Source organism: Donghicola tyrosinivorans (assembly GCF_003003355.1).
Taxonomy (GTDB): Bacteria; Pseudomonadota; Alphaproteobacteria; order Rhodobacterales; family Rhodobacteraceae; genus Donghicola; species Donghicola tyrosinivorans.
Genome location: NZ_PVTQ01000001.1, coordinates 423,172 through 435,554 on the forward strand (window position 1 = coordinate 423,172; position 12,383 = coordinate 435,554).

Here is a 12,383-nt window from a genome sequence, read left to right on the forward strand (position 1 = left end):
CAACATGCGGGTAGTGAAATGGATAGGGCGGTCTGCTGTGCTGGCGATAGCCCTGACTGTGGCTGGTTGCGTCGCACAATACAATCTTCACGGTTACACGCCGTCGGATGAAGATCTGGCCGGAATCGTCGTCGGAGTAGACACCCGTGACAGCGTGGAAGAACTTGTCGGACCGCCAAGCACCGCCGGTGTCGCGCGTTCGGACGCCTACTACTACGTGTCCAAGAATGTCCGCCACTACGGGATTCGCCCGCCGCAGACCGTAGATCGCCAGATCGTGGCGATCCGGTTCGATCAGGCTGGCGTTGTCTCGAACATCGAGCGTTACACATTGGATGATGGCCGTGTTGTCACCTTGTCGCGCCGCGTAACCGGCTCGAACGTCAACGATACGCCGTTCCTGAAACAGCTGTTCGGCAACATCGGCGGACTGGACCTGTCGCAGGCGTTCCAGTAACGCTTTTGCCAGACGGTGCGGGGCCACTTGTCCCGCGCCACCCTGACCGCTGCTGACGCCGGACGTCCAACATGCAAAGCTTTCAGATGGGCCGGTATCGCGCCCGTCCTGCTGCAAGCCCCGAAGACATGACCGCAGCCCTGCGCCTGCGGTCTTTGGCGTTCCACGGGAGCGCCGAGCGGTCGGACGGGGACGATTTTGATCCCAGATGCACCCATATCCTGATTGAAGAAGTGCAGACCGGCATATTGGCGGGCTGTTTTCGTCTCCTGCGCCTGCCGTGCGCAGGGATCGGGAATAGCTATTCGGGCCAGTTCTACGATTTGGCCGCGCTATCCGGTTACGACGGCCACGGGCTAGAGCTTGGCCGGTTCTGCATCGATCCTGCCTTAAACGATCCTGATATCCTGCGCGTCGCGTGGGCTGCGTTGACCCGCTATGTGGACGCTGAGGGGATCACGCTGCTCTTTGGTTGCTCGTCCTTCAAGGGCACCAGTCCTGCGGATTTTCTGGATAGTCTGGCGCTGCTTAAGGCCCGCCATCTGGCCCCCGCCACATGGGCCCCGAAACCCAAAGCGCCCGAGGTCATTGCCTTTGGCACAGCCCTGACCCACAATCCGGACGCCAAGCGCGCGATGCGTCAGATGCCGCCGCTGCTGAAAACCTATCTGATGATGGGCGGTTGGGTTAGTGATCATGCGGTCATTGACCGGCAGATGAACACGTTGCATGTCTTCACGGGCGTTGAAATTGCCGCGATCCCAGAGACGCGAAAGCGCCTGTTGCGGGCGGTTGCAGGGGCCGAGCCCAACAGTCCCTCTTGACCGGGACGCGGCGCAGGGATAGCGCAGCGCCATGGCACGCGCTCCTCTTCTCCAGCTTTCCGACATCTCGCTGACTTTCGGCGGTGATCCTGTTTTCAACGACCTGTCCCTGACGGTGCAACCGGGGGACCGGGTGGCGCTTGTGGGCCGCAACGGCTCGGGCAAGTCCACGCTGATGAAGGTCATGGCCGGTCTGGTCGAAGCCGACAGCGGTGACCGCGTTGTCCCGCCCGGCACTGCCGTTGGCTACATGGAGCAAGACCCGACCATGGAGGGCTTCACCACCCTTGGCGAATATGCCGCCAGCGGTCTGGACCCCAGCGAATCCTACAAGGTCGAGATCGTGGCTGAAGGGCTGAAGTTCGATCCTAGCCGTGAGGTCGCGGTGGCCTCGGGTGGGGAACGACGCCGTGCGGCGCTGGCCAAGCTGATGGCCGAAGCCCCCGAACTGATGTTGCTGGACGAGCCGACCAACCATCTGGACATCGAAGCCATCGCGTGGCTGGAAAATGAACTGGCCAACACCCGCACTGCCTTTGTGCTGATCAGCCACGACCGCGCATTTCTGCGTGCACTGACCAAGGCGACGCTGTGGATCGATCGCGGGCAGGTGCGCCGTCAGGAACTGGGCTTTGAGAACTTTGAGGCGTGGCGCGACAAGGTCTGGGACGACGAGGACGAACAGCGCCACAAGCTGGACCGCAAGATCAAGTCCGAGGCCCGTTGGGCCGTCGAAGGCATCAGCGCCCGCCGCAAGCGCAACCAAGGCCGTGTGCGTGCCCTGCAAGACTTGCGGGCGCAGCGCGCCAGCCAGATCAAACGTCAAGGCACCGCAGCTATGGCCCTTGAGGCTGGTCCCCAGTCGGGCAAGCGCGTGGTCGAAGCCGAAAAGATTTCAAAGACCTACGGGGACAAAGTGATCCTCAAGGACTTTTCCATCAAGATCCAGCGCGGCGACCGCGTGGCCTTTGTCGGCCCGAACGGTGTCGGTAAAACCACGCTGCTGAAGATGCTGATGGGGCAGGAACAGCCTGACAGCGGCACGGTCACTTTGGGCACCAACCTGCTGCCTGCGATCTTTGACCAGAGCCGTGCGCAACTGGACCCTGACATGAGCCTTTGGGACAGCCTGACCGGCGATCCGGACATGCGCGTCAGCGGGCAGGCAGATCAGGTCATGGTGCGCGGCAACCCAAAGCATGTTGTTGGCTATCTCAAGGAATTCCTCTTTGCCGAGGCGCAGGCACGGGCCCCTGTCCGCAGCCTCTCGGGCGGCGAAAAGGCGCGTCTGCTGCTGGCCAAGATCATGGCCCGTGAAAGCAATCTTCTGGTGCTGGACGAACCGACCAACGATCTGGACGTGGAAACGCTGGACCTGCTGCAAGAGCTGCTGGACAGTTACGACGGCACCGTGCTGCTGGTCAGCCACGACCGTGATTTCCTTGACCGTGTGGCGGCGACCACCATCGTCATGGAAGGCAATGGCCGCGCCACTGTCTATGCAGGCGGCTGGAGCGATTACCAGACCCAGAAATCCCTGACCGAGGGCGAGGCTAAGGCCGCACCGAAGGCGGATAAGCCCAAGTCCGAGGCCAAACCGTCCGAGCCTGCGGCCAAAGCGGCCCCCGCCAAGAACGGTCTGTCCTACACGGAAAAGCACCGTCTTGAGGCACTGCCCGGTGAGATCGAACGCCTTGAGGCCGAGATCAAGAAGCTGGAAGAATTCATGGCCGATCCAGAGCTTTTCACCAAGCAGCCGCTCAAATTCCAGAAAGCCACCGAGGCACTGGTCGAGCGGCAGGAAAAACTGTCTGCCGCCGAAGAAGAGTGGATGGAACTAGAAGAAAAGGCCGCTGGATAAGCGGCCTTTGGTCTTTCTTGCAGGTGCGTCTTAAGGGGCGCCTTACTGAAGCGGGCGGATTTTCAGCTTGGTGATCCGGTTGGCTTCACGCTCCATCACCTGAAAACGGAACCCATGGAAGCTGAAGACCTGACCCGCGGTGGGGATGGTCTGCGCCTCATGGATCACAAGGCCCGCGATGGTGTTGGCCTCGATGTCCGGCAGGTTCCAGTCGGTCGCGCGGTTCAGGTCGCGGATCGTCATCGCACCTTCGACCAGATAGTTGCCATCCTCGGCCTTTTTCACGGGCAGCTCGGCGTCGGCGTCGAATTCGTCGGTGATCTGGCCGACGATCTCTTCCAGAATGTCTTCCAAGGTGATCAGGCCTTCGATGCTGCCATATTCGTCCACCACCAGCGCAAAGTGGGTACGGCGGCGCAGGAACTGCCGCATCTGCTCGTCCAGCGAGGTGGTGTCGGGAATAAAGTAGGGCTCCATCGCGACGGTGGTGATGTCAAATGTCTTCATGGCCGCCGGGTCGCGCAGGAAGTTGTCCATCGCCCGCATCAGGTCTTTGGCGTGGATGACGCCGATGACGTTCTCCTGATCGCCTTTGTAAAGGGGCAGGCGGGTGTGGTTGCTTTCCAGACACTGGCTGAGGATTTGCTCGACCGGCGCGTCGGCGTCGATCATCTCGATCGAGGACCGGTGCAGCATCACCTCTTCGACATAGCGGTCCGACAGGTCCAGCGCACCAAGGATACGGTCACGGTCTTCCTTTTCGACGACGCCTTCGGAATGGCCGATTTGCAGAGCGCCGACGATTTCTTCGCGGACGGCCAGAATCTGGCTGTCAGGGTCGGTCTTCACGCCGAACACCCGTAGCACCAGACGCACCAGCACGCGAACGGCAGAGACCACAGGAGAAAAGATGCGCACGATCCACGTGATAAAGGGCGCAGCGTGTGCGGCGGCGGCCTCGGCATTGGTGATGGCGTAGGTCTTGGGCAGCACTTCGGCGAAGATCAGAACAAGGAAGGTCATCACCAGCGTCGCCAGCGCAACGCCGCTTTCCCCGAACAGGCGCGTGAACAGTGCTGTTGCCAGCGAGGTGGCCAGAATGTTGACCATGTTGTTGCCCAACAGGACCGAGCCGATCAGCCGTTCGCTGTCCTCGGTGATCTTCAGCGCCTGCTCGGCCCCTTTCGATCCCCGGTCTGCCTGTGATCGAAGTTTCCCGCGCGAGGCTGCCGTCAACGCGGTTTCCGAGCCGGAAAACAGGCCGGATAGCACCAGAAGTAGCAGGATCGCGCCAACTGTCATCCACAGGGCAGGGTCTAGGTTCAAATTGTCCATTGGTCTCTTCTTGTCAAAGCAGGGGCCGGTCGGGCGTCAATCGTCTTTTGCCAGCGGATGGTGTTCGAATACCAGAGCCCGCAAGCGTTCTTCCAGAACATGGGTGTAGATTTCGGTGGTTCCAAGATCGGCGTGGCCCAGAAGCGTCTGGATCGCCCGCAGGTCGGCCCCGTGCGCCAGCAAGTGTGTGGCAAAAGCGTGCCGCATTGTGTGTGGCGTGACCTTGGCCGGACTGATCCCCGCCAGCACCGCCAGTTCCTTGATCAGGGTGTAGAACCGCACGCGGGTCATATGACCCTCTTTGCCACGGGATGGGAACAGAAAGGGCGAGGGCGCCTTGCCCTTGGCCTCTGCCACGTCTTCTGCGGCGTCCCGATGATCCAGCCAAAGGATCAGCGCATCGCGGGCTGGCTCGGACAGGGGAACCATCCGTTCTTTGTTCCCCTTGCCGCGGATCAGCAGAACCTGTGGATCACCCCTAGCCGCCGCCACCGGCAGGCTGACCAGTTCGGTCACCCGCATGCCGGTGCCATAGAGCATTTCCATCATGCAGATGTTGCGGTCCCGCTCGGCCTCGGTCCGGCCCGACTGGGCGGCGGCCTCCATCAGGCGCGAGACTTCTTCTTCGCTTAAGGTTTTGGGCAGGCGTTTGGATTTGCCGGGGCCGGAGATCTGGATCGCCGGATCATCGCTGCGCTGGCCTTCTTCATAGAGAAACCGGTACAACTGCTTGACCGAGGACAGCCGCCGCGCCCGTGTCGCCTTGGCCAACCCCAGCGTGTCGCAATCGATCAGATAGGCTTCTAGGTCGTCCTGCGAGGCGCTGAGGAAGTCCTTTCCCTTACCCGCCAGCCATTCCGCAACGTCTTTCAGATCACGCCCGTAACCAAGCAGCGTGTTCTCGGCCGCATCTTTCTCGGCGGCTTGGGCGTCCAGAAAGGCGCTGATCCTGCGGTGATCGTTCATGGCTTAGTCCGTCGGCAGCAAGATCAGTTGAAGGGCCACCGTGCGGGCAGTCTCTTCCAGACCGACAGCGCGGAACAGGGCCAGTGCCTCGGCCACCTGACGGGGATCGCTATTTGTGCCATTGGCCAGCTTGCCTATAGCGCGCAGGATCACCTCACCCAAAGCGCCATCCTTGATCAACTGCTGGAACTCGGTCGAGGGCAATTGCTGAAAACCGTCATAGATCGCCCGCAGGCGGGCCTGTACGGGCGGCGTGTCCGGCAAACGCCCTGTAGCGGCTGCGATCAGCATGGAATCGGTCGAGGTCACCGGATCAATCGCGCGCGCCGCCTCTTCATAGGCGGCAGACAGCAGCGCAATCTCGGACGCCAAGTCCTGATGGGCGCCGATCAGGTTCACTGTCAGCAATGAGGGGCCATAGAGGCGGGCAAAAGGCACTTGCAGGTTCACTTCGGCCATCGCCTGCCACGCCGGCCGGATGGTCCGCATGATCGCCTGCTTGTCTCGGCGCGAAAGAGCAGTGTCAAAACGCTGCAACGCCTCGACCCGATCCCAGACCCCGCCAGAGGCCGCAGGCAATCGCGCGGAATAAATCCCCAGCAAGCGGTTTTCGGACAGTGCCCCAGCGGCAGCCAACCGCTCTGCCGCCTCTAGCTGCGCTTTCCAGCCTGCAACGGGGCGCAGGTCAACGAATGAGAACGCACGGGGCAGGGGCGCCGTTGGCATCCGCTCGCCGATGGCCTCAAACAGACGGTATTCCAGCGGCGTCGGCTCTTCCGGATATTCCAGAGGGTCGTCCTCTTCATAGACATCCGGATCAAGGAATTTCGACAGCAGCGCGTCCTCATAAGGCGTCAGATCGCCCAAGGCCTCTGCGGTGCCAAGCACCAGCGCAGCGGTGCTCCATTTTCCACGACGAGCAAGACAGAAGATTCGCGCGGGATAGCGGACCTGGATTTCGGGGCGGTTATCCAGATCGGCGCAGCGGGCGTCTTCGTTTCCGGTCAGTAGGGCTGCGTCAAAAGCCCGTTGAAACAGGGCAGGGGTTTCGGGTCCGGCACGTTCCAGCAAAGCCTCGGCCTGTTCCACCGCACCAAGGCGCAGCAACTGGTCCACGCGCAGCTGCAGGAAGTCGCCCGATACGGGAATCGCCCGTGGCGGATCGGCCTCGGCCAGCAGCAGCGTGTACATCAGGGCGCGCACCGCTGGCAGTTCTGCCCGACCGGCGATCTGCATCAAACGGCTCAGGGTTGTCGCATCGCTGGCCGACCAAAGCGAATTGGGCAGCCCCGTCACACTGCTGGCCAAAAGACCCGCTGCGTCAGGGGGAGACCGGTCCAGCCGCGTGACCTCAATCTCGGAGGTATGAACACCGGCCTCATCCCCTTCTTTCCAAGGGGCTGCAGGGGCCACAGGCGGGGCCTCGATGGATCGGGATAGCCAGTCAATGGCTGACATGGGCTCTTGCGCAGAGGCCGCACCCGACAGCAGAAAAGCCGCAAGGAACGCGGCTTTATTCCACATGCAGGATCACCTCTTGGCTGACTGGCGTGGCCGGAGCCGAAAAATCAGCCCCGAGAAACGGACCGACATAAGCATAGGCAATCAGGCCGAACACGGCCAGAATCGCCAAATAAAAAAGCCACTTCAGTAGACGCCCCATAGGTCCCTCATTCTCATGCGTTTGGGTTTTCCCGCCGATTATATATGGCAATTTCGGTAAGTTCACGTCATTGAAGGGCACGAAATTCAAATTGGCGCGATTGCGTCGACCGGGGACGATGACCAACAGGCTGAAAAAGACGGTTGTGCTAGTGGGCATGATGGGGGCGGGCAAGTCAGCAGTGGGCCGTGCATTGGCGGACCGGCTGCATGTGCCATTCATGGATTCCGACGAAGAAATCGAACGCGCGGCGGCCATGAGCATCCCCGAAATCTTCGAGCGTGACGGCGAAGCATTCTTCCGCGCCCGCGAAAGCGAAGTGATCGCCCGTCTGGTCCAGACCAACGGCGCTATTCTCAGCACCGGCGGCGGCGCCTTCCTGCAGGAGCGCAACCGTGAGGTGATCACCACATCCGGTGTATCCCTGTGGCTGGATGCGGAATTGCAGACCCTGTGGAACCGGGTGCGTCACAAGACAACCCGTCCGCTTTTGCGCACCAAGAACCCCCGCAAGACGCTGGAAGACATCTACAACGCCCGCGTGCCGGTCTACGCAAAAGCCGACCTGCGCGTCCCGTCCGAGCCGCGCCAGTCCATCGACCGTATGGTGGACAAGGTGATCGAGACACTGAAACAGCGCCCTGACGTATTGGAGACCTGAGATGACTGAGACCGTATCCGTTCCTCTGCCGGGCCGTGAATATGATGTGCGCATCGGCGAAGGTCTGATCGCTCAGGCAGGTCAGGAAATCGCGCCACTCTTGCATCGCAAGCGGGTAGCCGTTCTGACGGACACCAACGTCGCCAAAGCCCATCTTGAGGCGCTGCGCACCGGGCTTGCCGCCGAAGGCATCACAATGACCGCGCTGGAGCTGCCCGCTGGTGAATCCACCAAAAGCTGGCCCCATTTCTCGCAGGCGGTGGAATGGCTGCTGGAACAGCAGGTCGAGCGTCGCGATGTGGTCGTGGCCCTTGGCGGCGGCGTGATTGGCGATCTGGCAGGCTTTGCTGCTGCCGTCCTGCGCCGCGGTGTCCGCTTCGTGCAAATCCCCACCAGCCTTCTGGCGCAGGTGGACAGCTCGGTCGGGGGTAAAACCGGCATTAACACCAAACAGGGCAAGAACCTTGTGGGCGCGTTCCACCAGCCCTCGTTGGTCCTCGCAGACACTGCCGCCCTGCAATCGCTGCCGGAACGGGATTTCCTCGCCGGCTACGGCGAAGTTGTGAAATACGGCCTTCTGGGCGACGCTAACTTCTTCGAATGGCTGGAACAGAACGCCCCCAAAATGGCCGCTGGCGATAGTGCCGCCCGCATCTACGCCGTGCGCCGCTCGGTCGAGATGAAGGCCGAAATCGTCCTGCGGGATGAAACCGAACAGGGCGACCGCGCTCTCCTGAACCTCGGCCATACCTTCTGCCATGCCCTTGAATCCGCGACGGATTACTCGAACCGCCTCCTGCACGGGGAAGGCGTGGCCATCGGCTGTGCTCTGGCGTTTGAACTCTCTTCCCGTCTTGGTCTTTGCGCTCAGGAAGACCCCTCGCGGGTCCGCGCACATCTCAAGGCGATGAACATGAAGACCGATCTTGCTGACATCCCCGGCGATCTGCCGGATGCAGATGCCCTGCTGACCCTTATGGGGCAGGACAAAAAGGTGATCGATGGCCAGCTGCGCTTCATCCTTGCCAAAGGCATCGGCAAAGCCTTCGTGACCTCGGATGTGCCGCGCGACATGGTCCGCACATTGCTACAAGACGCACTCGCCGCCCGCTAATAGACGCGGCCCTACCCGCTTCTTTATTGCAGAAATACTCAAAACCCGCCCGCGCCCAACCGCGCGGGCGGTTGCCGTTTGGGCACGCGCATCCCGTTTCTTCTTGACCAAAATACTCACGGCACTCCGATCGCCGCCCAAAGACCCGCCCAAGAAAAAAGGGCCGCTCCCGCAGCCCTTCCATCATTCCAGCATTCCAATAACTTAGAACGGTTGTATGGAAAATTTGAGCGCAAACTTAAATGTAAGCCATTGATATTAATAATAAAACAATATAAAAATTAATGTAGATTCCCAATAATGACAACTAATTTCTCAGGCTATTCTCTTCAAGGGTCATAAGTTTACAAAAATGCCGCTTTGCGGCATGCAATAAGGAGCGACCTACAGCCCTGTTTGATAGGGCGGCCGCTCCTTATTGCCGCGAGTTTCAATGTTGGCACTTTTTAAGGAAAAGGATTAATGTCATTTCCATTTTTTTGACGCTGGGTTTTCTCGCGGCGCGGCGGCTCCAATTTTCGAATGCACAGTAGCTTTTTAGCTACTGCGAAAGCACTACTGATTGCCTGGGCGTCAGTTTCGTCAGGAGCGCTTCGCAAAGGCTATTGAGCTTCGTCAGCAGTCGTTTTCGAGTTGCATGCTGACCCGGCCCGGTCTTGCCTATCGGGAAGTCTACGAGAACAGCCCCAAGCATGGCCGGAGCAATGTGCGCAAAAGATGCGCAGGTGCCTTGGCTGTAAACGGTGCATCTAGTTCCGGACTTAACCGACTTCCCTCATGCGGCAGGGGTTCTAAGTTAGCGCGTAGCGCCAATGCAAACCAGATTTTCCATTCATTTCTGGTTCTTGGAATTCGTGTTTTTCATTTCTGGGTCGCCGCTCTCGATGAAAGCGATGGGCTGGACGATTGAAGAAGATGAATCTGACCTTACCTGAGATATCTCTGTTAGTTGGCAACTTGAGTTCGGTATCGTCGGCCTTTTGTGGGGATTCACCAGGATGGCTCCATTACGTCGGAACATCTCCGAAACGGTTTTCCGCGGTTACTCGCAGTCTTGGCTTTCGACCCTCATGCCTGCAGTGCGGAACTAAGCTCCTTCTAGTTCAGTTCTTTCTCTACATTCGCGAGGGTCGGAAGTGCGGCATAAAGCATCTTAGTTTCTTTCTCTGCCCGCGCCGAAAAATCTCGATACACGCCCAGAGAGCTGGTCACGATGTATCCGGCCAATTCCACCAGACCTATCACCGCCTCCGTTAGCTGCAAAAGATCATTGAGAGTTGCGCGCTCTGGTTCAACTTCGGGTTCAATGTGATGGGCCAAAGTGTAGTTTCTTAAAGACCTCAGCTTTGAAACCGTATCGTCGCTGCGTAGCTTCCTTTGGGCGGCGATGAACTTGGTTCTAGCCAAGAAGTAGCGATCGATAGAATATTTCATCCCGCTTGCGATCATCCTAGCATTATGATGCTGTTGGATTGCTTTGTTTTCTGGCAAGTGCCTAGCCAACTTAAAAATCGAGATCGCATCACGATCTGTGTCGAGCATACGAGTATTAAATAACACTAAGGCGTTAGTTATTTCGCTGTTCCCTAGCAGCAAAACGCGCCCTGTCATTGAGCCATCGACTACCCTACAATAATCACTGTTTTCTATGAGTGCCTTCAGATGCCCTAGGTGCCGCGAATAGTAGCGGCACTGTCCATTAAGCTTCTCATAAACGTTTAAAAACGCTTCCAATGCACGGACCCTTCTCTGTTCGTCGAATACCTAAAAACTATTCGCGATAACGTTGCCTGCTACTGCGAAATCGCGGTTGCAGTAGCGGGCTAGGAAGCCACTAAGAGACAGCCATAAACTGCAGTTGTCAAACTCGCCAACGTTAGCAGTGTTGGATGTCATTCTGGTGCTGAATTCGCGTTTGTGAAAAGGGCGTGCGGCACGGGGGATTGTCACCTACAATCCCCACACAGGCAGTTCTTTTTTGTAGACCCTTCTTCGAAATCACACTACCAGTGCGACATGGTAGATTGCGATCCAATTCAGTTGACAAGATGGCAGCGCGACAGGCGCGCTTTCCTCGAGCACCGGATTTTTTGGCATGGATCTATCGGCTTGGCCGATCTGATGTCTGTGATGGAGATCAGCCGCGCGCAGGCGTCGAAAGATATCAACGCCTACATCGCTGACCATCCCGATCACTTATTCTATGACAAGAGTGCAAGAACCTATGTGATGGGCGCAGCCTTCACGCCACATTACATGCTGATTGACCCTGCCGAGTATCTTGACCGCCTCGCGGCGGTAGCGAAGGGGGCACCGACGAAGAACGCCGATTGGATCGTTGGCCAGCCAGATATCTTGAGCCTTGCTCTACCCTCGCCGGGGCTCAGCCCTGAGATAGTGAGGACAGTCATCCGCGCCTGTATTCAAAGACAGCGGCTTGAAATCCATTATCAATCGATGAGCGCAGCCGCTGCGATCCTGCGTGAGATCGAGCCGCATGCATTGGCACATGATGGCTTTCGCTGGCATGCGCGTGCATTTTGCCTGAAGGACAATGTGTTCAAGGATTTCGTTCTGAGCCGCATGATAGATGCAACCCAAAGCGGCGGTTCCGAAAGTACCCCTGTCGAAGATCACGACTGGCGAGAAACGATTACGCTTCGCATTTCAGCGCATCCCGACCTGCCAGAAGGACAGCGGCGGATTGTTGAACTCGACTACGGAATGACCGACGGCATCGCAGAACTTGTCGTTCGGAAATGCATGCTCTATTACAATCTCAAGCGCCTCGGTCTAGACACGAGGCCCGACACGCGCGCGCCCCAAGATCAACACATCGTCTTGCGAAATGCCGATGAGGCGTTTGCCGTCTTGGGCAGAAAGGCGCCGTGAGATGAGTAAAAGCCAAAGTTACAAAATGTCCTTTTCGACTGGTGGGCTTTTCCTCAATGAAAGCCTCGAGATCGCGCGGCTTTATGCAGAGAATTCCGATTGGAATGAGACCATCCAACGAGCGAAAGCAGAAGGCATGACCTCCTTGCCAAAGGTCGCCTCAAATCAACGGACGGTTCGAGAAATCACAAATCGACTGCGGATGCTTTCAGAGGAAGAGTGTGGCTTCTTGGTAGAAACTGCGGATCGCGCCGATCAACAGGCACTGCTTTGGCTTGCGACCTGTCGCGCTTACCGGTTCATTCGAGAATTTGCGCTCGAAGTCATCCGCGAGCGCTATCTTTCTTATCAATTGGATCTGCCGCGCGAGAGCTTTGATCAACTGTTTGAAGCCAAAGCCGAATGGGATGACGGGCTTTCAGAGATCAAACCAAGCACAAGGTCGAAGTTGCAGCAGATTGCGTTCCGGATCATGCGCGAGGCTGGGATCATTTCTGATGTGAACCGCATTCAGACAGCCATTCTCTCAACTCGTTTGAAAACCATGATCGAAGACCAAAATCCGGCAGAGCTGGCGCTCTTCCCCGGCATTCCGGTCAATGGAGTTTGA

General features: G+C 58.5%; 12 protein-coding genes. 7 read left to right on the plus strand and 5 right to left on the minus strand.

What is annotated here, in order from left to right; translation table 11 throughout:
- Window positions 1-4: 4 nt before the first annotated feature.
- From CLV74_RS02050 to CLV74_RS02060, 3 genes are all read left to right on the plus strand, one after another.
- Window positions 5-457 (plus strand): outer membrane protein assembly factor BamE, encoded by a 453-nt coding sequence (locus CLV74_RS02050; protein ID WP_106262531.1) that lies wholly within the window; start codon window positions 5-7, stop codon window positions 455-457.
- A 71-nt stretch (window positions 458-528) separates the two neighbouring features.
- Window positions 529-1,281 carry a GNAT family N-acetyltransferase gene (locus tag CLV74_RS02055; RefSeq protein WP_106262532.1) on the plus strand — a complete coding sequence of 251 codons (753 nt, stop codon included), beginning with the start codon at window positions 529-531 and terminating at the stop codon, window positions 1,279-1,281.
- 31 nt (window positions 1,282-1,312) lie between these two features.
- Complete coding sequence (locus CLV74_RS02060) at window positions 1,313-3,142, plus strand: ABC-F family ATP-binding cassette domain-containing protein (protein WP_106262533.1); 1,830 nt, start codon at window positions 1,313-1,315, stop codon at window positions 3,140-3,142.
- 42 nt (window positions 3,143-3,184) lie between these two features.
- On the opposite strand, the gene CLV74_RS02065 is transcribed toward CLV74_RS02060, so the two are convergent.
- The 4 genes from CLV74_RS02065 to CLV74_RS22715 are packed head-to-tail and all read right to left on the minus strand — an operon-like array spanning window position 3,185 to window position 7,106.
- Complete coding sequence (locus tag CLV74_RS02065; RefSeq protein WP_106262534.1) at window positions 3,185-4,477, minus strand: HlyC/CorC family transporter; 1,293 nt, start codon at window positions 4,475-4,477, stop codon at window positions 3,185-3,187.
- 36 nt (window positions 4,478-4,513) lie between these two features.
- The gene (locus CLV74_RS02070; RefSeq protein WP_106262535.1) at window positions 4,514-5,443 is read right to left on the minus strand and encodes a site-specific tyrosine recombinase XerD; all 930 of its coding nucleotides are present in this window, start codon (window positions 5,441-5,443) and stop codon (window positions 4,514-4,516) included.
- Window positions 5,444-5,446: 3 nt separating this feature from the next.
- A complete protein-coding gene (locus tag CLV74_RS02075; RefSeq protein ID WP_106262536.1) occupies window positions 5,447-6,967 on the minus strand; it encodes a hypothetical protein in 1,521 nt (506 codons plus the stop codon).
- Window positions 6,957-7,106 carry a hypothetical protein gene (locus CLV74_RS22715; protein WP_170107963.1) on the minus strand — a complete coding sequence of 50 codons (150 nt, stop codon included), beginning with the start codon at window positions 7,104-7,106 and terminating at the stop codon, window positions 6,957-6,959. The genes CLV74_RS02075 and CLV74_RS22715 overlap by 11 nt, the downstream gene beginning before the upstream one ends.
- A 118-nt stretch (window positions 7,107-7,224) precedes the next feature.
- Here CLV74_RS22715 and CLV74_RS02080 point away from each other — a divergent pair, with 118 nt between their 5' ends.
- Together CLV74_RS02080 and aroB are read left to right on the plus strand one after the other, a co-directional pair.
- Entirely contained in the window at window positions 7,225-7,767 is a 543-nt protein-coding gene (locus CLV74_RS02080) for a shikimate kinase (protein ID WP_106262537.1), read from the plus strand.
- 1 nt (window position 7,768) lies between these two features.
- Window positions 7,769-8,881, plus strand: coding sequence for a 3-dehydroquinate synthase (gene aroB, locus CLV74_RS02085; RefSeq protein ID WP_106262538.1), 1,113 nt, complete (start codon window positions 7,769-7,771; stop codon window positions 8,879-8,881).
- 1,098 nt (window positions 8,882-9,979) lie between these two features.
- Here the strand turns inward: aroB and CLV74_RS02090 are convergent.
- Window positions 9,980-10,615, minus strand: a complete 636-nt coding sequence (locus CLV74_RS02090) for an AbiU2 domain-containing protein (protein WP_106262539.1) — start codon at window positions 10,613-10,615, stop codon at window positions 9,980-9,982.
- Between the two features lie 282 nt (window positions 10,616-10,897).
- Here CLV74_RS02090 and CLV74_RS02095 point away from each other — a divergent pair, with 282 nt between their 5' ends.
- Both CLV74_RS02095 and CLV74_RS02100 read left to right on the plus strand, forming a co-directional pair.
- Window positions 10,898-11,773 (plus strand): helix-turn-helix transcriptional regulator, encoded by an 876-nt coding sequence (locus CLV74_RS02095; RefSeq protein ID WP_106262540.1) that lies wholly within the window; start codon window positions 10,898-10,900, stop codon window positions 11,771-11,773.
- A gap of 1 nt (window position 11,774) precedes the next feature.
- The gene (locus CLV74_RS02100) at window positions 11,775-12,383 is read left to right on the plus strand and encodes a DUF1819 family protein (RefSeq protein ID WP_106262541.1); all 609 of its coding nucleotides are present in this window, start codon (window positions 11,775-11,777) and stop codon (window positions 12,381-12,383) included.